Raw genomic sequence first — 22,440 nt, 5'->3', positions numbered from 1 at the left:
CAGCTCACCGGCCCGACACGTCGTACGGGAAGGTGGGCAGGACGCCGATCTTGTCGTACTCCATCTTCGTGGCGTCGAACCCGTCGACCCAGTCGGCGTTGGTCACCTGGTTGCACTGGTAGGACTGGTACTTCTGGTCGGTCACCTTCCCGACCTGGACGTTGCTGAACGCGAATCCGCAACCACCAGCGTCCATGTGGACGCCGCGAGTGCCACCCGCGTCCGGCATCGACGGATCCGGGATCACGTCCCCGATCACCAACTGGTCGACGGTGTTCGTGACCGGATGCGGTTCCTGGTTGTCCACGCCGTACGTGTAGAACGACCCCATGTCGCCGCTGTCCAGGCCTGTCTCCTCCAGCCGGATGTACTTGAAACTGTTGCCGGACGCGTACTGGTCGCCATCGGTGACCTCCGGCCGGGACTCCAGGCTGATGCCGTAGCGGGCGCTGTGCTTCACCTCGATGTTCGAGATGGTGTTGTTGCCGGTGTCCATCAACTCGATCCCGGCCGCGTCGCCCGGGACCAACTCGCCGATGTGGTCGATGAAGGTGTTGGAGATCGTGTGGTGGTTGCTCAGGTCACCTTCTCCCGGCCAGCCGCCCTCGACCTTGATGCCGTCGGCACCGATGTTCTCCAGCAGGCTGTCGGTGATCTTGGTGTGATCGTTGGCGAACAACAGGTAGACGCCCGTGAAGCCCGTGTCGGACAGATGCAGCCGGGACAGGTCGATGTTGCTCGTGTTGGTCAGCGTGATCGCGCCGAACCGGTTCCGCGGCAGCTCGATCTGCCGGTCGTACTCCGGGTACTTGTGCTCGACCCCGGCGTCGCCACCGGCCACCCAGCCGTTGCGGTACCAGCTGACGAAGTCGGAGTACTGCACCCCGAGCCCGTCGAAGCTCACGTCGTGCAGCCGGTCCTGCGGCGACGAACCCGCGAGGTTCAGGACCGTCTTCACGGTCGGCCGGAGCACCTTGATGCCGTCCATCGTTCCGCCGCGCGGCTTGTAGTAGACCTCACCGGCCTTGGCGTCGAGGTAGTACTCCCCCGGCTGGTCCAGGAAGCTCAGTGAGTTCTGGAAGAAGTACCGCGATCCGCCGTTGCTGTTGACCATCGCGTAGCGGGTCCAGTACTTCAGCGTCGTCTGGGTCTTCTTGAAGTTCGTGTCGAGCAGCGGGATCGTGTCGGTGAACCACGACCACGAGCCGCCCGACCAGATCGTCACCGACGCCTGGCTCATGTCCCAGGTCGGGTCCCAGTCGCCCGGCGTGCCCCACAGCCAGTTGTGCACGTCCATCTTGTCCTCTTCGTAGAGGATCGATCGCAGGTACGGCGACCACTGCTCATCGCTGCCCCGGTTCGGATAGCGCGCGTTGGTCGCCCGCTTCCCGTCCTCGAACAGCGTGTAGAACGGCTTGGACGCATCCACCTTCGCCTTGTAGATGCCGTCCTTGTACGGCTCCCAGCCGGTGATCTCCTCGGCACCTTGCAGCGTCGCCTTGCCCGGGCCGTCGGCACTGCGGTAGATCACCCGGTGCCCGTTCGTGCCGGAGTCGCGCTGGTCGAAGCCGATCGTGGACGTGACCGGGTACTCGCCGGCCTTCAGGTTGACGGTGATGTCACAGTTCATCTGGTCGTTGAGGTGCTTGTTCCGGATCTCGTCGCGAGCGCGGGTGATCGTCTTCCACGGGTTCTTCTCGGTGCCCTTGGCGGCGTCGTCGCCGTTGGGTGCGACGTAGAAGCTGTCGCACCTGGCCGCACCGGCCGGCTGGGCGTTGAGCTGGACGGCCGCGACGGTCACTGCAAGTGTTGTCATGGCAGCCGCGACCACCCCGGCGCCGACGCTGAGCGCCGTACGCCTGGTTCTGTTGGACATGTTGGGCGGGGTCCTCTCTCGGAGGGTCAGTCGCCGGCGTTGCCGTTCTGGCTACGCCAGCGCTCGTACTCGAGGCGGGTCTTCTCGGTCAGGGGGTAGTAGTCGCGCAGCGGGGCACCCTCGTCGATCCGGGCCCGGCTGAACTTCTCCCACGCGTCGTGCTCGGCGGCTGCCTCGACGACCGCCTCCGCGCGGCGCCGGGGTACGACGACCGCGCCGTCGTCGTCGGCGAGCACCAGGTCACCGGGCAGCGTGAGGACGCCGCCGACCGCGACCGGGACGTTGTAGGCCCACGGGAACAGCTCGGCCTGGGACGCGTAGTGCGGGGTCGCTCCGGTGGACCAGATCGGGACGTCGAGCTGCGACACCCGGGGAACGTCGCGGATCCGGCCGTCGATCACGATGCCGGCGCCGCCGCGCAGCTTGAAGTAGCGGACCAGCATGTCGCCGAAGCAGCCGGTGGTGTGGCTGCCGTAGGCCTGGACCACCAGCACGTCGCCGGGCTGTACCTCGTCGAGTACGGCCCACAGCGCCGTACTGCGCTCGATGTACTCCTGGGTCTGGCCGTCGGCGATGTCCTCCCGCTGCGGCATGAACTGCAGCGTCAGCGCCCGGCCGACCACCTTCTTGCCCGGGAACATGCTGGTCGGTCCGTCGACGAAGGTCCGGCGGATGCCCTGGCCGTGCAACCGGGCGCAGGCGGTCGCCGACCCGATCTCGGCCAGCCGGGACACCAGCCCGGGATCCGATGGCGGCGGGGTGTCGCCGCGCACCGGCAGGTCCCAGACCGGTACCACCGGGGCTTGTTCCGTGCTGCTCATATGTCTCCTCAGGAAAGCGCCAGGTGTGCGGCGCGGTAGGTGTTTCTGGTCAGCCGGAGCTCGAGCCTGATGGTCCGGCCCGGCGGCATCGTCACTTCGAGTCTGTTGCTGCCGACAACGACCGTGCGGGTGCCCGGAGTCGGTGGCGGGGAGGTGTACGCCGGGGACGGTCCGGGGTACTCGCCCGTCGCGGTGGACACGGTGGCCTCGTCGATCCGGTCGGTGCCGAAGCTGCCGGCCTGGATGATCACGCGACGGGTCTGGGTCGCGGACAGGTTGACCAACTGCAGGCAGGTCCGGTCCGGCTCGACCGTGTCGACCAGTGCGGCGACGTCGGCCGGTAGACCGGGACGCCCGCGATCGGGGTCGAGGTACAGGACCCGGAGCGGCAGCAGACCACCGTTGTACAGGAGTTGCGGTGTGCCTGTGGTCAACTGCAACAGGGCTTCGGTCGCGACCGGGTTGTGCCGCTGCCAGTGATGGATGTTCAGGTCGGCCGGGTCAGTGGTGTCGACAGCCATCAGATCCATCCGGCGCTGTACCTGCGACAGCGCGACACCCAGCATCGCCTCCGGGTACCCGGGGTTGTCCCCGTCGAGGTAGGCCAGCCAGGGCGCTTCGTGCCCGGCGTCCTCCTTGTTGCGGAAGTCGCGGACGGTTCGCCAGTCGTAGCCGCTGCGCTCCCTGAGCTGCCGCAGCCGATCGCGGTCCGAGGACTCGAACGCTGCCTGCCACAACCAGATCGGCAACCCCAGCTGCGGCGGCTGGTAGTCGAACCAGCCGTCGTCTCCGTGCCGATTCGGGATCAGCAGGGTCGGCTTGGCGCAGTCGTCGCCGAGCTCGGCCTGCCAGCGGTCCCGGATACTCAGCTCGGTCTCGTCGACCGCGCCCGTGACGCCGCGCTCGTACAGGTGGTCGAGCAGGTGCCTGGCGATGTCGAGCCGCTTGGAGTCCCCGGTCAGCACCGCGCCGTTCAGTGCTGCGATGCAGGCGGCCGAGCCGACGCTGTAGACACCGTGCGGCCAGTTCCAGCCGTAGTTGCCGCCGTACCAGCGGCCGTCGTGCAACTCGCCGACGATCCCGCTCGGCCCGACGTTGTCCGGGACGAGTCCGCCGTTGGCTGCAGCCCTTTCCTGCCAGGCGTCGAGGTACTCCAGTGTCCACGCGGCGAACCGGTCGTTGTGGTCGTAGAGCCACGCGTTCGCGGTCAGGGTGGTGGCGGCCAGGTTGACCGCGGTGTCGCCCGCACCTTGGCGGCGGATCATCTCCGCGCCCATCAGGTCCGCGTTCGCCGGATCCTTCAGGTCGTCCCAACTGGTGATCCCCGGTACGCCGGACAGCGGCAGCCCGAAGATGCGCATGTTCGTCAGGTCGGCGCCGTACGAACGCCACTCGTCGTTGATGCCCCAGCGCGGACCACCACCGCCGTTGTGCGGTGCGCGGATCGTGCGCGTCGCCGGGTCGTAGTTGCCCGCCGGTGAGCCGGGCAGGTAGAGCTCCGCGAACCGGTACGCCCGCTCGCGGAACACCTCGTCGCCGGGATCGGCCGCACACAAGGCGTAGAAGAAGATCATCGACTCGCCGATATGGAACCAGTCGTAACCGCGCTCGAACTCGTCGACCAGGAAGCCCAGGTCGGTGAGCTGGCGGGTGACGCCCTCCCAGTGCCACTTGGCCACGTCGATCAGGTCGTCCGCACCGCCGAGCTGGTAGAGCACGGGCCAGTTCACGAACGCCTCGTAGAAGTCGTCCGCGCCGTCGCGGCTCTGTACCGGTCCGGCGTAGCGCAGGCTGCCGTCGGGCAGGCAGTACCGCTCGCGGAACAGCCACCAGCCCTCGTCCATCACGTCGAACAGGCGGCGCTGCATGATCGCCCACGCGGGCGGGGTGCCGATGGGGGTCTCGGCAACAATCGGTTCGGTCATCCCTTGGTCGCCCCCGCGGTCAGGCCGCTGATCACGTGCCGCTGCAGCAGCACGAAGACCACCAGCAACGGAGCCACCGCGAGCAGCAGCGTCGGGAACACGACCGTGTAGTCGGTCGAGTACTGGCTCACCGCGGCGTACACACCGGTGGTGACGGTGTAGAGACCGCTGCCGGGGCCGAGGATGATCTGCGGGTTCACGAAGTCGTTCCACACCGAGAAGGTGTTCAGGATGACCATCGTCACGACTGCCGGCTTCATCAGCGGGAACACGATCGACCAGAAGATCCGGTGCTTGCCGGCTCCGTCCACCGCGGCGGCCTCGTCCAGGCTGGCCGGGATCGTCATGATGTAGCCGGCGTACAGGAAGATCGAGAACGGCAATGTCAGCGTCGTCTCGAACAGCACGAACCCCGGGATGGTCCCCATCAGCCCGAGGAACTTCAGCGTGTAGACGACCGGGATGACCAGCACCTGGCTCGGGATGAACGTGCCGGCCACGAACAGCAGCAGGAGCATCCGGTAGCGGCGTTCACTGCGACGCGCGATCACGTACGAGACCGGGCCGGCCAGCGCGACGGACAGGACGTTCACCGAGACCACGAACAGCGCGGTGACGGCGTACCCCTTGAGGATGTTGAAGTCCGGGTTCGTCCACGCCTTCTGCAGGTACTGCGTCGTCAGTTGGTCGGGCGACAACGAGAAGGGGTGGGCCAGGATGTCCTGCTGCGACTTGAACGCGCTGACCACGAGCAGGTACATCGGCACCAGCATCAGCACGCTGATCACGACCAGGAACGCGATCCGGCCGGCGCCCTTGGTGCGCATCGGCTTGAACTGCAGCGTCGCCACCCGAGGCATGCGAATGGCGCTCATCCCTTCACCCCCTGATCGGCCCTGGATCGCAGCCGCGCGACCGTCAGGGCGAGTCCGGCGGTGACGATCATCAGCACGACGCTCTGCGCCGACCCGAACCCGAGCGCGTTGTTGTGGAACGAATCCCACAGGATCAGGTACGCCGCCGTCTGCGTCGAACCGGCCGGACCACCACCGGTCAGCGACACGACCAGGTCGTACGTCTTCAGCAGCGTGACCAGCGACAGCACGAGGTTCACGGTGACCACCGGCGCGAGCGCCGGCAGCGTGACGTTGCGGAACGTCTGCCGCGCCGACGCACCATCGATCCGGGCGGACTCGAGCAGATCCTTCGACACCGTCTGCAGACCCGCCAGGTAGAGCACGACGTTCACTCCGAACCCCGCCCACACCAGTACGCCGATGAGACTCGCGAGCGCCCAGTTCGGGTTGGACAGGAACGGCATCACCTCAGCGCCCTTGGTGGTGAGCCAGCCGTTCACCACACCCGACGTACCGAGGACCGCGCTCCACAAGAACCCGACGACCAAGGCACTGAGCACGTGGGGATAGAAGAGGATCACGCGGAAGAACGAGTTGAGCCGGGACGCGCCGTTCACCAGCAGGGCGAAGCCGAGACCGAGCACGCTCAGGAGGACGGTGCCGACCGCGGCGATCACGAGCGTGACCCAACCGGCGCGGAGCGCCTCCTCGCTCTGCGCGAGGTCGAGGTAGTTGCGCAGGCCGACCACCACCGGGTTCGCGCTGTACCCGTTCCAGTCGGTCAGGCTCAGGTAGACCGAGAGGCAGACCGGGACGACGAGCATGACGACGAACAGCACCAGGGCGGGACCGACCATACTCATCGTGGTCAGTCGCGCTCTCACGACTTCGACCCCATCCAGCTGTCGATGCGGGTGGCCACGTCCTTGGCGCTCTTACCGGTGTAGAGGCTCTGGACCGCCTTGTTCCATTCGCCGTTGAAGCCTGACGGCAGGGTGTTGGCGCCGTACCCCTCGCCCTGGGCGACGCCCTTCGGCGCCTGGTCGAGGATGTCCTGGACCTGCTGGCCGAGCGGAGTCAGCTTGTCGGTGAAGCCCTTCCGGAAGTTGCCGTCCTGGGCCAGCTGACTCTGTACGGCGGCTTGATCGGTGACCAGGAACTGGACCAGCTTCACCGAGAGGTCACGCTGCTTGGTCGACTTCAGCACCATGTACGGCGCGGCCATCGTCACGCCCTGTGGACCCGGGTACGGCTGGCCGGCCTCGGTCGGCGCGGCGAACACGCCCAGGTCGAAGGTGGGCTTCTGGCTCTCCGCGGTGCGGACGAACCAGCTGCCCATGATGTACATCGCGGACTTGCCGGTGAGGAAGTTGGTCTGCGCGTTCACGTCGTCGAGGCCGAGCACGTTCTTGTCGACGTACCCGCTTTTGATCCAGGACTCGTAGCGCTGCAGCAGTGGGAGCATGCTCTGGCCGACGCCGAGCTGCTTGGACCCGACCTGCTGGTACCAGTCCGGGTGCTTGGTGGCGATCGACGGGTCGCTGAGCTGCAGCAGCTGCAATCCGGTCACGTAGTCGCCGGCCGTCTGCAGCGGCAGGTAGCCCGCGGCCTTCAGCTTGCCCATCGCGGCGGTCAGCTCGTCGAGGTCCTTGGGCGGCGAGGCGATACCGGCCTTGGTGAACGCGTCCTTGTTGTAGAAGACCAGCGACTGCGCCTGCTGGCCGACGCCGACGGTGTAGACCTTGCCGTCCAGCGCTGCCTGCTGCGCCAGCGGCGTGTCCTTGGTCCAGGCCTGGTCGGTCAGCTCGAGCATCTGCGGCGCGAGCACCTTGTCCGCCATCAGCGTCTCGACCACGTCCGGAGCGTTTCCGGCCGCGAGCAGCTGCGGCAGCGAATCCTTCACGCCCGAGCCCGTCGGCGCCTCGATCTTCACGTCGACGCCGGGGTTGGCGTCCTCGAACGGCTTGACCAGTCCCTCCCAGTACCCCTTGGTCAGGTTGGGGGTGATGTTCACCAGCATCCGTACCTCACCGGTGGCGGCACCGGCCGAACCCTCGTCATCGAACCCGCCACCACCGCAGCCTGCCGCGCCCACCAGGATCACGACAGACGTCAGCACACCGAGCTTCCGCCGAACCGAACGAGCCATTTCCGGGTCCTCCTCAGATCAACCCGGCATCGGGGGCGGCCGGGGCGTCGTTATCGAGTGACGATGCAGAGGACCGCGCTCAAGTGTCAACGTATAAACGGCAAACTGGACGTTCTGAGTCAGAAGTCCATGCCATATGGGGTCGACAGAACGACGTGAGCCGGGTCACCATGCAGCCATGCCCGATGCCGGAAGACCCAAGTCGCCGCTGACCCTGTCGTCGGCCGAGCGGGCCGCGCTGACCCATCTTGCCTCCGGTCCCCAGACCAGCGCAGCGATGCGCCTGCGCAGCCGGATCGTGCTCGCCTGCGCGGAGGGCGAGTCGAACAAGGACGTCGCGGACCTGCTCGCGGTCACTCCGGGCACGGTCGGCAAGTGGCGGCGGCGGTTCCTGCGGATGGGGATGGCCGGTCTCGACGACGGCATGCGCAGCGGCCGGCCCCGGATGGTCGACCGGATCCAGCTCGGTGCGGTGGCGACAACATCGATGGCCGATTCCGGACACCTGCCCTCGACGCGCGAAATCGCGGCGACGTACGGCGTCTCGCAGTCGACGGTCTCGCGCCGTCGCCGCGAGGAGTTGCACCGGCATCGCACCGGCGGCGGCGGGCTGGCGTTGCACGCGACGCAACCGGCTCCTCCGCCGTCGAGTGAGAACGAACTGCTGTCCGACCGCGTCTACGAGGCGATCCGCGGCTGGATCCTGTCCGGCGAACTGGCCCCTGGCATGCGTGTGGTCGAGTCCGAGATCGCCCGAGTCCTCGGAACCAGCCAGACACCCGCCCGGGAGGCCGTACGGCGCCTCGCCCACGAGGGACTGGTGACGTACCGGCCGCGGCTGGGGAACTTCGTCACCGAGATCTCGCAGGTCGAGGCCCGCGAGGCGCGCGAGGTCCGGGTGCTGCTGGAGAGTGCGGCGGCCCGGCGTGCGACCGGGAACGTCCCGCAGGCGGAACTGGACCTGCTGCGGATCGAGGTGCAGCGGATGACCGACGCCGCCGACCACCACGACATCGGCGCGTTCCGGGAGGCCGACCTGCGCTTCCACCGGCAGGTCCTGGCGACCAGCGGCAACTCGATGCTGCTGCGCGTCTGGCGCACCCTCGAGCCCGCCCTGTGGAACCTGCAGGTGGTCTCCAACGCCATGTACGCCGGCGACTGGGGCCTGATGGCGCGGCGGCACCTCGACCTGATCGAGGTACTGTCCGGCACCGACCCCGAGGACTCCGCCCGCCTCTTCTCCGCCCACGCCCGCGGCGAGAGCTCCATCACCAGACCCGCCGGCCGCCATGATTGATGCCCACGTGCACGTGTGGGACACCGCACGGCGCGCCCTCCCCTGGCTGCCCGCTGGTCATCCCCTCCGCCGCGACTTCACTCTCGCCGACCTGTCCGCCGACCGGTCATCCGATCTGTCCGCCGACCGGCCACCCGGCCAGTCCGACGACCGGCTTCCCGGCCTGGTACTCGTCCAGGCCGACGCCGACCCGGCCGAGGTCCAGGACCTGCTCGATCTCGCGGCCACCACACCTTCGGTCGCCGGCGTCGTCGGGTGGTTCGACCTCCGCAACCTGCCGTCCGATCTGCCGGGCGACCCCCGGCTGGTCGGCATCCGGAGCCCACCGGCCGACCAGACCGATCCCGACGCCCTGACCGATCCCGCCCACGTCCGCGGGGTGCGAGCCGCCACCGACGCCGGTCTCGCCATCGACCTCCTCCTCCGCCCACCCGCCCTGATCGGCGCCGCCCGACTCGCTTCCGTCGTACCCGAGGCACGCCTGGTGCTCGACCACCTCGGCAACCCCACGACCACCTCGGCCACCTGGCGCACCGGCCTCCAAGCTCTCGCCGAGTGCCCGAACGTGACCGTGAAGCTCTCCGGCACCGCCCACCTACCGCCCGACGACCTCGCCGAGCTCGTCGACGTGGCCCTCGACCTCTTCGGCAGCGACCGGTTGATGTTCGGTTCGGACTGGCCCGTGTGCACACTCTCGGCCGGCCGTTCCGAGGTTGTCCGCCGTACCGCTGACTTGCTCCCCTCCGCCACGCACAACGACGTGTTCCGCGGCACCGCCCAGCGCACCTACCGCCCCAGGGAGACCGCCCCATGACCGAATACACCCGACGCCAGGTCCTGCGGACCGCCGGCGCCGCGGCCGGCACCGCTGTCGTCGCCGGCTCACTGACCGATCCACTCACCGCCGCTGCCGCCTCGCCGACTCCTGGCAGCGACACCAATCCACTGAAACTCTGGTACACCCAGCCCGCCACCGAATGGCTCCAAGCGCTTGCCGTCGGCAACGGCCGGCTCGGCGCGATGGTGTACGGCGGGACCGCGACCGAACAACTACAACTCAACGAGGACTCGATCTGGGCCGGCGGTCCGCACCAGTACGACGACCCGGTCGGGCGCGAGGTACTGCCGGAGATCCGCCGGTTGATCGCCGAGGAGAAGTACCTCGACGCGCAGAACCTCGCCGACGAGCACTTCATGGGCCGCCCGACCGAGCAGATGCAGTACCAGCCGGTCGGCAACCTGACGCTGACCTTCCCCGGGATCACCGACACCGGTGTCTCCTCCTATCGACGCGACCTTGACCTGACCACCGCGATCACCTCCGTCACCTACGTCCACGCCGGCGTCCGCTACACGCGCGAGGTCTTCGTCAGTCATCCGGCGCAAGTCCTGGTGATGCGTTTGACAGCGGACACACGCGCCATGCTCACCTTCGACGCAACCTTCAGCACCGAACAGGCCGCAACCGCCGACCGCTTCGACGACCGCACGCTGGCACTCAACGGCATCAGCGGCGACGCCGAGGGCCTGACCGGCTCGGTCAAGTTCTGCGCGCTCCTCCGCGGCTTCGCCGAGGGCGGTTCGACGACTGTTGCCGACGGCAAACTCTCGGTCGTCGGAGCGGACGCGGTCACACTGGTCTTCTCGGTCGGCACCAGCTACCGCAACTACCAGGACGTCAGCGCCGACCAGGTGGCGCGCGCCGCAGCGCCGTTGCCCGAGGAGCGTCCGGCGTACGGGCGGCTGCGGCACGACCACGTCGAGGACTACCGCCGGCTGTTCGGGCGCCTGGACATCGATCTCGGTACGTCGGACGCGGTCGCGCTGCCGACCGACCAACGGGTACAGGCATTCCGCGACGGCGGTGACCCGCAACTGGCCGCGTTGTACTACCAGTTCGGCCGGTATCTGCTGATCTCCAGCTCACGCAGCCCGGGGCAACCGGCCAACCTCCAAGGCATCTGGAGCTACAAGATGCTGCCGGAGTGGCAGTCGAAGTTCACGCTGAACATCAACTGCGAGATGAACTACTGGCCGGCCGGCCCGGCCAACCTCGCGGAATGCTGGGATCCGCTGTTCCAGATGATCTCCGAGCTCGCCGAGTCCGGGGCCCGGACGGCCGCGACGATGTACGACGCTCCCGGGTGGGTCGCGCACCACAACACCGATGGCTGGCGGGGCACGGCTCCGGTCGACTTCGCGTTCTACGGTGTCTGGCCGACCGGTGGTGCGTGGTTGTCGCTGCTCTTCTGGGAGCGCTACGAGTACACCGGCGACCTGGAGATGCTGCGGCGGTACTACCCGGTGCTGCGTGGGTCGGTGGAGTTCTTCCTGGACCAGTTGCAGACCGACGCCAAGACGGGCTGGCTGGTGACCAGTCCGTCGCACTCACCCGAGTTGAAGCATCACGACTACGACAACGTCGGCGTGAGCATGTGCGCGGGCCCGACCATGGACACCGAGATCCTGCACGACCTGTTCAAGGTGTTCGGCCAGGCCGCCGCACTGCTCGGCAAGGATGCGGCGATGGCCGCGCAGGTGGCCGAGGCACGGTCCCGGCTGGCACCGATCCAGATCGGCTACCTCGGCCAGATCCAGGAGTGGCTGATCGACTGGGAGGAGGCCGCGATGGAGACGAGTCGACATGTCTCACACCTGTGGGCCGTGTTCCCGAGCGACCAGGTCACCCCACGACGTACGCCGGAACTCGCCGACGCGGCGCGGAAGTCGCTGGAACTGCGCGGTCCTGCGGTCACGGCCGGCTGGTCGCTGGCCTGGAAGCTGAACCTGCGTGCCCGGTTGCTCGAAGCGGACAACGCGTACAAGCACCTCACGCAACTCCTCGCTCCCGGACGCACCGCGCCGAACCTGTTCGACCTGCACCCGCCGTTCCAGATCGACGGCAACTTCGGCGGCATCTCCGGTATCACCGAGATGCTCATGCAAAGCCACTCTGGTGAGGTCGCCCTCCTGCCCTGCCTGCCCGCCGCCTTTGCGGATGGACGGATCCGCGGTCTGCGGGCTCGCGGCGGCTTCGACCTGGATCTGTCCTGGTCCGGTGGCAAGCTCACCCGGGCTCGCATTCATTCGCTGCTGGGCAACCGGCTGCGGCTGCGCACCGGCGTACAGGTCGACGTGAAGTCCAGCGCCGGTCCGGTCGCCTTCGCGCGACCCGAGGACGGCGTCGTCGAGTTCCGCACCCGGCGGGGCGTCGACTACTTCGTCGAGCCGCGCCCGTGACCTGTCGCAACCGCCCCGAAAGGTTCCAGCATGCCCGTTGGTCGATGGACCCTGCCCATACTCGTCACGCTGCTCGCCACCAGCGCCGGTTCGCTCGCCGCGGCCGGCCCGATCCCCCAGACCGAACCCCGCCCGACCACCGCCTGGCACGACGGCGCCCTGCGCACCGATCCGGCCGGCCTCGTCGCACGATCCGATCTCGTCCAGGAAGGACCGGCCTGGCGTGCGTACCAGGCCATGCCACTCGGCAACGGCGTCCTCGGCGCCGCGGTCTGGGCCGAGAAGGGCTTCAGCGCCCAGCTCAACCGGGTCGACACCTTCCCCGATCTCAAGTCCGCCGGCCGGCTCGTCGTACCCGGTCTCGATCCGCTGATGCGCGCGTCCGACTACAAGGGCCGATTGGCGTTGTACGACGGCCAGCTCGTCCAGAGCGGTGGCGGGATGTCGGCCCGCTCGTACGTGCGCGCCGACGCGGACCAGTTCGTGCTCGAGGTCACCGGCGCCGACCCCGGTAAGACTCAGACCGCTGATCTCAAGCTCTGGCCGGGTCGTACGCCGACCACCAGCGCGGCCGGTGCGGTCGCCGCGCTGGCAGAGACCTTCAAAGACGATGCATCCGGAGGTGTCACCGGTGCGGTCGCCGCACTGACCGCGCGGGCCCGGGACGTGTCCGCGACCGTGGTCGACCCGCTGACGGTCCGGCTCACCTTCCGGCCCAATCGTGACGGCAGCTTCCGGCTCGTCGTCGGCGTACCGTCGTACAAAGGTGGGGATGTGAAGGCGGCCGCTCGCCACGCGGTGGTCGAGTCGCACAGCAACCATCTCGCCTGGTGGCATGACTACTGGGCCAAGGCGGCGCCGATGCGGATCACGTCAGCCGACGGCACCGGCGAGTATGTCGAGAACCTCCGTACGCTGCAGCTCTACACGATGGCCGCGTCGATGCGTGGCCCGGTTCCGAGCACCCATGGCGCCGTGGTCCGGATGTTCTCGTCGTCCCAGGACCAGGCCGACTGGGATCAGGATGCGTACTGGCACTTCAACCTGCGCATGCTCGTCTCGGCGAATCTCGGTGCGGGCGTCGGCGATCTCAATGCGCCGTACTTCGACTTCTATCTCGACCAGGCCGCGGCGATGAAGGAGTGGACCCGCACGCACTGGACCGGCGCGCGCGGGATCTGCGTGCCCGAGTTCCTGCGGTACGACGGGACCGCGGACGGCTGTGACAACACGTCCGAGCCGAACTACACGACCCGGATCCTCAGCAGCGGGGCCGAACTGGTGAACAACATCTGGCAGCAGTACCGCTACACCGGTGACCGGGCACTGCTCGACCGCAGCTACCCGCTGATGCGGGAGGTCGCGGACTTCTACCTGTCGGCGCTGACACCTGGTGAGGACGGTTACCTGCATCTCGAGCACGTCAACGCACTCGAGGTGCAATGGGACACCAACGACCCCACACCTGACCTCGCCGGGATGCGGGTGATCTTCCCGATCGTCGCCGACCTCGCCTCGGCGCGAGGTGATGACGCGTTCGCCGGTCAGCTGCGTGACGCGGTCGGGAAGCTGCCGCCGTTCCGGACCGTGCAGCGTGGTGGCGAGGAGGTCCTCGCGTGGTCCGGCACCGATGAAGAGGCCCACAACACGCAGAACCCGGAGATGGAGGCACTGTGGCCGTGGGGTCTGTTCGACGAGACCTCTGGTCTGATGCAGGCGACGTACCGGCAACGGGTCTACCCGCAGGACAAGGACTGGGGGATGGATGCCACGTGGGCCGCGCGTCTGGGGCAATCGGATGAGGTGAAACGCCTGCTACTGAAGGGGATTGCGGACTTCCAGATCTACCCGAACGGCTTCACCGTCCACCGCCCGGGCCAGGAGGCGGTCCGGAACCACAGCTTCTACAACGAGTGGGGCGGGGTCGTGTCCACCGGTCTGCAGGAGGCGCTCGTCCAGTCGTACGACGGTGTCGTCGACGTCGCGCCGGCGTGGCCGAGCGACTGGGACGTGTCCGGGTCGGTGCAGATCGAGGGCGGTCACCGGGTCAGCACCGAGGTGCACGGCGGCGTACCGAACCTGGTCGGGATCGAAGCCGGAAGCAAGGACACGCTTCGGGTGCGCAACCCTTGGCCGGGTCAGCAGGTGCGTGTGATCGATGATCACGGCCGGGCTGTCGTGGCGCCGACGACTGCTGACGTCCTGACGGTCCCGGTGGCTGCACACGCGTCGTACGTCGTGGAGCGGGTGGCGGTGCCGTTGTCGTCGTACCGGTTCGTGCCGTTGACCGGTGCGCCGGCCGACGCGGTGAAGACGGTTGGCAACCGGATGCTCGGTGTGCCTGCGAGTGAGCCGCCGCTGCTCAGCGATCTGGTCAGTGTGCGGACGCCGGAAAAGCTGTCGAACCTCGTGAAGGCTCAGACCGGCGCGCCGATCTATGTGGATCGCAGCTACACGATCACCGACCTGCCGGCGCAGCTGACCGGGCAGGCGTTGGTACCGGGCGCCAACGATGACTCGAAGGCGACCGGTCCTACGGACTACCTCACGCTGGATCTGAGCCAGCCGGCCACTGTGTACGTCGCCTTCGACCCACGGGGCGAGGGCAACTGGTGGCCGGGATGGCTCAGCTCGTTCACTCGGACCGGCGAGACCGTTGGCACGACCGATCAACGGCTCATCCTGTTCAAGCGCGACGTACCCGCCGAGCAGGTGGCGCTCGGGGCCAACTCCGGCATCGTTGACAAGGGCAACTCGACCTACATCACCTTCGTCACGCCGCGGTAGCCACCACGATCCGGGGATGCTGCCCGGCGACAGCGACGTCGTACACGTCGATGACCCGCCAGGCAGCATCCCCGATCATCCTGGCCGCCTGGTGGTGGTTCAGGATCGCGACCACGAGACCGTCCGGCGCGAGGATCTCGCGCCATTGCACCAGGTACGGCGCGAAGCTTCCGATCCCCAGCCGGACATCCCAGGGTGGATTCGTGAGGATGCGATCCACCGGACCGTCGAGTCGTGCCGCGTCGCCGGTGCGCCAGAGGATGGAAGAGTCGCGCGGCGAGTTCATCCGCGCGGCCGCGACGGCGATCGCCTCCCGATCGATCCCGCGGTACGTCGCTCCTGGCTCGATGGCCTGTGCTTCGAGAAGCAGCGTCCCCGCACCGCAGAACGGATCAAGGACCCTGTGCCCCGCGATGATGCGTGCCAGCCGGGCCATCGCGGCGGCCACCGGCGGATGCAGGCTGCCGGTGACCGTCTGCCGGCGCCAGACGCGGCGGTGCAACGGGACGTCGTACGGCCGGACACCGATCCACAGCATCTTGCCGTCGAGGATGACCCGCCACTCCGTCCGCTCGACCGGCGGAGACTCGCCGGTACGGCGCGAGTGGTACCAGGCGCCGGACAGCTCCTGGATGAGGCCGCCGGCCAGGTCCTCGATGTCGAACCGGTTGTAGTTGCGCCGGCCCAGCGACGATGCGGTCACCGCGAAGTCCCCGGCATCGTGAGTCAGCTGTGCGCAGGCTTCGGTGACGGCCGCTGCCAGATCCTGCTTGGTGCGCCCCGGGTCGGGAACGGCGGCCTGCACGACGAACAGGTCGTCGGCCACGCGTGGTGGGCTGGTGATGATCGTCGCCGCGGTGGGCTCGACGATGAGTTGTCGTTTGGACAGGTCGATCACCCGGTGGCTCGCCGCGGCCAACTCCTCGGCCGCCAGTTGCTCCAAGCCCGTGACGGTTCGCACGAGTACCACCGGCTGCGAACCGGTGCGGAGGGCTTGAGTGATCGATTCTGCCGCGACTCTGCGCGCAGATCGCATGAAAGGTCTCCCGGTCAGCGGTCAGGAGCGGCCAGGTGGTCCGCTCCCGCATCGCCGGCCTCGGGCCGGTCGTGTCGAACACGACCGCTACAGCCTCGGACTGGCCAGCGGGGAGCTAGCTCAGTCGGAAGAAGTTCATGATCATGCGTCCGATCGTCCCACAGCGTGGTCGGGGCTGCGACCGAATTGATGGAACGTCAGGGTGAAGGTGTAAGGGCCTGGCTCGAGGGTGTGTTGTGGGGTCGCGGGTGGGCCGCAGGACGCGGAGCCCAGGCCGTTCTGGGCCAGGTCGAGGTTGAAGTAGACGTGGTCGCGCGAGGTCAGGTCGGAGCGGTGGCGGGCGCGTTCGAGATCCTCGGTGGTCCACCGGCGGGCGGTGAGCTGGAAGTACGGCGCCCCCTCAACGCGCAGGCCGTTGCCCTGGGCATCGGTCAGTTCTGCCCAGCGCACGTCGATCCGCGATCCGTTCTCCTGCGGTACGACGTACGGCGTCTGCAACTCGTCGACCGTGCTTGTGTACCGCCCGACTCGGGCAGCCTCGCGACTGTCGGCGTACGCCTCTCCCGGCCCGCCTCCGAACCATCGGACTGTGTCCAGGTTGCTCGGGACCACCATCCGTACTCCGACCCGCGGCCAACTCCCGCACCGCGGCGTCACCGCCGTACCGTTCCACTCGCCCTCAGGCTCCACCTCAACCGTTAGCCGCAACGCATCGTGGAGAGTCCACCGGTACGTCGCCCGCACACCCACTCCAAGCCCATCAGGCGCCACCCACGTCCGGACGAGGAGCTCCCCCTCGCCCACCTCCACCAGATCGACCCGATGCAGCAACCGATCCAACCCCGCCGCTCGCCACTCCCCCACAACGCCGTTCCGCCCGCCCTGTCCGCAGTCGTTGTCCGTCGGCGCCCGCCACAAATCCAGCTCTGGCCCGTCGACCTCGATCCCGCCGAGCCGAACCAGCCGACCGGTACTCCGCTCGAACTCCCCCACCCCGAGGACGATCCGCTCCCCACCCCCGCCCGACACGATGCGCTCCCCACCCCCGCCCAACACGACCTGCTCCTGCACCACGCTCGCCACAGCCCGCTCCGGCTGCACCCCGCTCGGCACGAGCCGCTCCGGCTGGGCCGGGCTCGGCGCCTCCGCACTCCGGTCGTCCAGGCGGAACTGGGCCCAAGCGACCTCATGTCCGGCGGCGGCCCACGCCTCGTCCTTCGTCAGCACCGCCCGCACCGTCAACCACCGCTCGCCACCCGGTGCCACCACCACCGGCACCCCGTCCACACGGCGCCCACCCGGGGCTTGCATCTCGACCGGTGACCGTAGGTCGGCGGTGGATCCTGCCTGGACCTCGGGGACCTCCAGGCGGCCGGCGTCTACTTCCTCACCGTCCACCTCCTCCGACCACACGAACTCCAGGTCGTCGAGGGTGGCGAAGGTCCGGAGGTTGTGGATCGTGAGCGGATCGGGGCCGGTGATCCGAACGGGCTCGATGACCTTCTTGTACTCGGTGAGCCCGGGTGAAGGAGTGCGGTCGGGAAACAGCAGACCGTCGATGCAGAAGTTGGCGCCATGGACGCGCTCGCCGAAGTCGCCGCCGTACACGTGGTCGGTTGCTCCGGGCAACAGCAGACCGTGGTCGATCCACTCCCAGACGAAACCGCCCTGCAGCCGCGGATACCGCTCGAGGATGCGCTGGTAGTCGGCCAGCCCACCAGGACCGTTGCCCATGGCATGGGCGTACTCCGCGAGCAGGAACGGCAACCCACGGCGGCGGGTCTCCAGCTCGGGGTCGTCCTCGGTCTCCGGCGGCACGTCCTCGGTCCGGGTGCCGATCGCTTCGAGATCCTCGAGCGGCGTGTACATCAGGCTGTAGAAGTCGGAGAACTCGTAGCTGCGGTCCCGCTCGTAGAACACCGCGCGCCCGGGATCGCGCTCGCGCGTCCACTCGGCGAGTGTGCCGAAGTTCCGGCCGCGGTGGCTTTCGTTGGCCAGCGACCAGACGATGACGCTCGGGTGGTTCTTGTCGCGCTCCACCATCCGGCGCATCCGGTCCAGCATCATCGGCGCCCAGTCCGGATCGTTGGCCGGGTTGCCGCGCCAGTCGGTGTAGATGAAGCCGTGGGTCTCGATGTCGCACTCGTCGATGACCCACAGCCCAAGTTCGTCGCACAGGTCGAGGAAGGCGGGATGCGGCGGATAGTGCGCCGTACGGACGGCGTTGAGGTTGTGCTGCTTCATCAGCACCAGGTCCTGCCGCATCGCCTCGACCGTCATCGCCCGGCCGCGGCGTTCGTCGTGCTCGTGACGGTTCACTCCGCGGAAGAACAGCGGCTGCCCGTTGACTGTGAGCAGCCCGTCGGTCATCGCGACGGTCCGGAAGCCGATCCGCAGTTCCACGGTCTCGCCGTCGACTGCGACCTGGGCGTCGTACAGACGCGGTACTTCGGCCGTCCATGGCTCGACGCGTGGGATCGTGACGGTCTCGGCTGGTTGCAGTTCGAGCCCGAGCTCCGGGATCGTGATCTGCGCGGACGAGGGTTCGACGTCGACTCGCACCGTGCCGGCGCCGGTCAGGTGGTCGTAGTCGGCGTGGACGAACACGTCGCCGATGAGCGGTCGGCTGAGTAGCGTCACGTCGCGAAAGATTCCCGGCAGCCACCACATGTCCTGGTCCTCGAGGTAGCTGCCCGACGACCACTGGTGCACTCTCACCACCAGCAGGTTCCGCCCGGGCTGCAGCTGCTCGCCGACGTCGAACTCGCTCGGGAGCCGGCTGCCCTTCGCCGTTCCGACCTCGGTCCCGTTGAGCCAGACCTTGAAGCAGGAGTCGACGCCTTCGAAGCGCAGCACGGCACCATCTCGGGGCCAGTCGTCCGGGAGGTCGAACCAGCGGCGGTGGTCGCCGGTCGGGTTCGCATCCGGCGTCCGCGGCGGGTCGATCGGAAACGGGAACGCGGTGTTCGTGTACCGAGGCCGATCGTGCCCTTGCAGCACCCAATGGCCCGGGACTTCCAACTCGTCCCAGTCCACGTCCACGTCGGGCCGCATCACATCTTCCGGCGCCTCAGCCGGACCACTCCACAACTTGAACTCCCACCGCCCGTTGAGACTCACCCGCGGCCGCGAAGACCTCAACCAAGTCCGTGGCTCCCGGCCTCCACTCCCCGGCGCCAAATCCTCGTAGTACGGAGTCATGCCGGCCCCTCCCGCAACACCCGAACATCCCAGGCCCCCAACTCGACCCGCCCCACCAAGCCCCCACCCAACACATCAACCATCTCCCCCGGTGCCTCAACAACCACCGCCGTCCTGGACCAGTTGTGCACAAACCACAACCGCTCTCCCACTCCATTGACCGCAGACAAAGCAGTCACAGCCTCCGGCACCCCACTCCACGGCGAGCCCGCGGCGCGGTCGGTGGAGGTAGCGGGCACAGGGGAGGCATCGCCGTCGGCGGGACGGGAGCGGGCGGGCAGGGCCGCGATCGCTCTTGCGAGAGCCGGGTCTGGGACAGTGCCGACGTAGGTCACGCGACCCTCTCCCCAGCGTTTGGTGGTGACGATCGGTCGTTGGGCTCCGGCGGGATGGGTGAACCACGCGATCGGATCGGCGTCGTCGACGAGCAGTGTCTCCGCCCAGCGCGTGGCGTGTCCTTCGAGGCCGCTTACCGGTAGGTCTTCGGCGAGGTTTTCGTATTCCTGGTAACGGAGGCCGGCCGGCTCGGACAGCCGGGGTGGGGCAGGCTCGGGCCGGGGGCGAGCCTCCGGATCTGCGTAGCCTGTGCGTGGGCCGATGATCAGGTGGCCGCCGGCTCGGGCGTACTCGTGCAGGAACTCCAGTTGTTGATCCGACGCGATGTAGAGGGCGGCGACCACGAGGGTCGGGTACTGCGCGACCAGGGCCGCGGGATCGTCGCCAAGGTGCTCGCTGGGCAGGACGCCCGGGCGTAGGCCGGCGTCCAGGATGCCGGCGTAGAAGGCGCTGACGATCGTCCGGTACGACGACCTGTCCGGCGCGCCACCCGGATGCGCGAGTGGCGGCTGGAAGTGGAGCGCCCAATCGCTCTCGACCGACCACACGACAGCCACATCCACGTCGGGCCGCAGCTCGACGACCGACGATCCGGCTCGCGCCAACTCGTCCCCGATCACCGCGATCTCGTCGTACACCCGGCCCGGTTGCAGGTCGTGGCCGAGAATGCCGCCCCAGAACGTCTCCGCACCGTGGTGGATCGAGTGCCAATGCCAGTACTCGACCATTCGTGCGCCACGCGCCACGAACGCCCAGGCGAGCTGCCGCAGCTGACCGTCGTACGGCGGCCGGTTCTGATGCGAACCACCGATCGACGTCGCATTCGTCTCGGTGACCAGGAACGGCTCGCGACGCGACCCGTGCACGCGATCCGCGGCCAGAAACAGCTCCGCGACACTCCGCCCGATCCACCCCAGCTCGAGACGCGACGGTCGAGCCGGCCGCTCCAGACCATCCTGCACGTCGACATAGATGTTGCCCGCCGCAACGTCCAGCCGCGACGTCAGCGGTACGTCGGCCACCGCCGGCCGATCGTAGGCCAGGCAAGTGGTCACGAACTGCTCCGGCCGCCGCAGTTCCCGAACCAACTCCGCCTGCCACCCGATGAACTCGGTCGTCCGCTCCGCCTGGAACCGTCGCCACGCCAGATCGTACGACGGCGTGCTGTTCCCGTCCGGCCGCCACAGCTCGGACCAGTCGCTCAGCCGATGCGACCAGTACGTCAATCCCCAGGCCGCGTTCAACGCCTCGACCTCGCCATAGGTAGCCCGCAAGCGAGCAACGAACGTGGAGAACGCCGCCGAGTTGTGCGCGAGCAACACCCCGGGCTCGTTGTCGACCTGGTAGCCGATCACGACCGGATGGTCGCGATACCGCCCGACGATTCGCCGGATCACCCGCTCCGCGTGGAACCGGAACGCCGGCTGCCCGAAGTCGACCTCCTGACGGATACCCCACGGCACCCGCTCCCCGGTACGGCGCTCAGCCGCGATCCCCGGATGAGCACGCTGCAGCCACGGCGGTACGGCGTACGTCGGAGTCCCCAGTACGACATCGATCCCGCGCTCACCGGCCGCGTCGAGAACCGGCAGGATCCACTCGAGGTCGAACACGCCATCGCGTGGTTCCCAGGTCGACCAGACCGACTCACCGACCCGGATGGCGGTCATACCGGCCGCCGCCATCAGATCCAGATCGGTGCCGATCCGGTTGCCGGCTTCCCGCGGCAGGTATTCGGGGTAGTAGGCCGTCCCGAGCACAACACGTGGCGGCAGCATGAGTAGACGCTAACTCATGCCACGATCCGCGTGCAATCGTTTGCACACAGCGAATCCAACACAGCGAATTCCAGACAGGGAATCCCCTGCAGGGAGTTCAGCTGGTTCGGATCCTGGCCCGGCGACGCGCCGGACCGGTGCTGGCCCGGACCACCAGCTCCGGGGTGAGCAGGTCCGGCCGCGGCCAGTCGTTCCCGGCGAGGCGCGTGGCGAGCTGCTCCCAGGCCAACTCCCCCAGCCGAGCCCGCTCATTCCGCAACGACGTGAGCGGCGGCCGTGCGTACGCGGCGATCGGGATGTCGTCGTACGACGCGACCGACAACTCGGCCGGAACGTCGACGTCGTTGTCGTGCATCCAGCTGAGCAGCCCGACGCCGACCAGGTCGTTGAACGTGATCACCGCGGTCGCGCGACTGCTCAGCACGGTCGGCCCGGCGTCGTACCCGTGGTTCCCGGCCCAGCCGCCGTCCATCTCGTCCAGCGTGACATCGAGGGATCGCGCAGTACGACGCAATGTCCGGCGTCGTTCACCGTCGGACCACGAGGACGCCGGACCGCCGACGTACAGGACTCTGCGGTGGCCTAGACCGGTGAGGTGTTCGAGCAGCAGCCGGCTCGCCGCCCGGTAGTCGATCGCGACCGCGCCCGCGTTCTTCACGGTCCGGTTGATGCACACCACCGGCACCGGCAGGGCCAGCGCCTTCTCCAGACCGGCGCGGGTCAGGCGCGAACTGCAGAGCACGAGCGCACCGGAGTGGTCGACGAGTTCCTCGACCAGCCGCAGCTCCTCGGCCGGATCCTCACCGCTCTCCCCGATCAGCAACCGGTAGCCGCCGGCCCGCGCCGACGCCGCCAGGCCCTTGAGCACCTCGGAGAAGAACGGGTTCGTCAGGTCCGGCACGGTCACGCCGACCGTCAACGGCCGGCCCAGCTTGAACTCCTGCGCCCGCTTGTCGGCGCGATAGCCCAGTTCCCCGGCCACCGCGCGCACGTGCGCGACCACCTCGGGAGAGATCAGGTCGGAACCGTTCAGCGCCCGCGACACCGTCGACACCGACGTGCCCGCCTCGCGCGCCACGTCGATCAGCCGAACCCGCTCCGCCACCACTCACCTCTCACGTCTGCGGGGCGGGGTTT

Annotated in this window: 14 protein-coding genes; 4 read left to right on the top strand and 10 right to left on the bottom strand. The window is 68.2% G+C overall.

Going from position 1 to position 22,440, the window contains the following annotated elements:
• Positions 1-4: 4 nt before the first annotated feature.
• The 6 genes from AB0I34_RS06125 to AB0I34_RS06100 are packed head-to-tail and all read right to left on the bottom strand — an operon-like array spanning position 5 to position 7,628.
• Entirely contained in the window at positions 5-1,876 is a 1,872-nt protein-coding gene (locus AB0I34_RS06125; RefSeq protein ID WP_360440209.1) for a right-handed parallel beta-helix repeat-containing protein, read from the bottom strand.
• Positions 1,877-1,902: 26 nt separating this feature from the next.
• On the bottom strand, positions 1,903-2,697 hold the full coding sequence (locus AB0I34_RS06120) for a hypothetical protein (RefSeq protein WP_360440206.1): 795 nt from the start codon (positions 2,695-2,697) through the stop codon (positions 1,903-1,905).
• 8 nt (positions 2,698-2,705) lie between these two features.
• Positions 2,706-4,622 carry a hypothetical protein gene (locus tag AB0I34_RS06115; protein WP_360440203.1) on the bottom strand — a complete coding sequence of 639 codons (1,917 nt, stop codon included), beginning with the start codon at positions 4,620-4,622 and terminating at the stop codon, positions 2,706-2,708.
• Positions 4,619-5,497 (bottom strand): carbohydrate ABC transporter permease, encoded by an 879-nt coding sequence (locus AB0I34_RS06110; RefSeq protein WP_360440200.1) that lies wholly within the window; start codon positions 5,495-5,497, stop codon positions 4,619-4,621. Before AB0I34_RS06110 ends, AB0I34_RS06115 begins: the two co-directional genes overlap by 4 nt.
• Positions 5,494-6,363 (bottom strand): sugar ABC transporter permease, encoded by an 870-nt coding sequence (locus AB0I34_RS06105; protein WP_360440197.1) that lies wholly within the window; start codon positions 6,361-6,363, stop codon positions 5,494-5,496. Before AB0I34_RS06105 ends, AB0I34_RS06110 begins: the two co-directional genes overlap by 4 nt.
• Positions 6,360-7,628, bottom strand: a complete 1,269-nt coding sequence (locus AB0I34_RS06100) for an extracellular solute-binding protein (protein ID WP_360440194.1) — start codon at positions 7,626-7,628, stop codon at positions 6,360-6,362. The genes AB0I34_RS06105 and AB0I34_RS06100 overlap by 4 nt, the downstream gene beginning before the upstream one ends.
• 178 nt (positions 7,629-7,806) lie before the next feature.
• Between AB0I34_RS06100 and AB0I34_RS06095 the strand changes: the two genes are divergently transcribed.
• The 4 genes from AB0I34_RS06095 to AB0I34_RS06080 are packed head-to-tail and all read left to right on the top strand — an operon-like array spanning position 7,807 to position 14,952.
• Positions 7,807-8,925 (top strand): GntR family transcriptional regulator, encoded by a 1,119-nt coding sequence (locus tag AB0I34_RS06095; RefSeq protein ID WP_360440191.1) that lies wholly within the window; start codon positions 7,807-7,809, stop codon positions 8,923-8,925.
• Between the two features lie 7 nt (positions 8,926-8,932).
• Positions 8,933-9,739 (top strand): amidohydrolase family protein, encoded by an 807-nt coding sequence (locus tag AB0I34_RS06090; RefSeq protein WP_360440188.1) that lies wholly within the window; start codon positions 8,933-8,935, stop codon positions 9,737-9,739.
• Positions 9,736-12,165 carry a glycoside hydrolase family 95 protein gene (locus tag AB0I34_RS06085; protein WP_360440185.1) on the top strand — a complete coding sequence of 810 codons (2,430 nt, stop codon included), beginning with the start codon at positions 9,736-9,738 and terminating at the stop codon, positions 12,163-12,165. The genes AB0I34_RS06090 and AB0I34_RS06085 overlap by 4 nt, the downstream gene beginning before the upstream one ends.
• Positions 12,166-12,195: 30 nt before the next feature.
• Positions 12,196-14,952: a hypothetical protein gene (locus tag AB0I34_RS06080; protein ID WP_360440182.1), complete on the top strand. Its 2,757-nt coding sequence runs from the start codon at positions 12,196-12,198 to the stop codon at positions 14,950-14,952.
• Here the strand turns inward: AB0I34_RS06080 and AB0I34_RS06075 are convergent.
• The 4 genes from AB0I34_RS06075 to AB0I34_RS06060 all read right to left on the bottom strand — a co-directional run bounded on the left by AB0I34_RS06075 (position 14,939) and on the right by AB0I34_RS06060 (position 22,408).
• Complete coding sequence (locus AB0I34_RS06075) at positions 14,939-15,913, bottom strand: methyltransferase (protein WP_360440179.1); 975 nt, start codon at positions 15,911-15,913, stop codon at positions 14,939-14,941. The two genes, AB0I34_RS06080 and AB0I34_RS06075, sit on opposite strands and share 14 nt — an antisense overlap.
• Before the next feature lie 216 nt (positions 15,914-16,129).
• A complete protein-coding gene (locus AB0I34_RS06070) occupies positions 16,130-19,189 on the bottom strand; it encodes a glycoside hydrolase family 2 TIM barrel-domain containing protein (RefSeq protein WP_360440176.1) in 3,060 nt (1,019 codons plus the stop codon).
• The gene (locus AB0I34_RS06065; protein WP_360440173.1) at positions 19,186-21,303 is read right to left on the bottom strand and encodes a beta-galactosidase; all 2,118 of its coding nucleotides are present in this window, start codon (positions 21,301-21,303) and stop codon (positions 19,186-19,188) included. Before AB0I34_RS06065 ends, AB0I34_RS06070 begins: the two co-directional genes overlap by 4 nt.
• Before the next feature lie 97 nt (positions 21,304-21,400).
• A complete protein-coding gene (locus tag AB0I34_RS06060) occupies positions 21,401-22,408 on the bottom strand; it encodes a LacI family DNA-binding transcriptional regulator (protein ID WP_360440170.1) in 1,008 nt (335 codons plus the stop codon).
• Positions 22,409-22,440: the final 32 nt, after the last annotated feature.

It is taken from the genome of Kribbella sp. NPDC050281, assembly GCF_040655855.1.
Lineage (GTDB): Bacteria > Actinomycetota > Actinomycetes > Propionibacteriales > Kribbellaceae > Kribbella.
The sequence above is the reverse complement of the archived record's forward strand: the minus strand, read 5'-3'. Positions and strand labels throughout refer to the sequence as shown.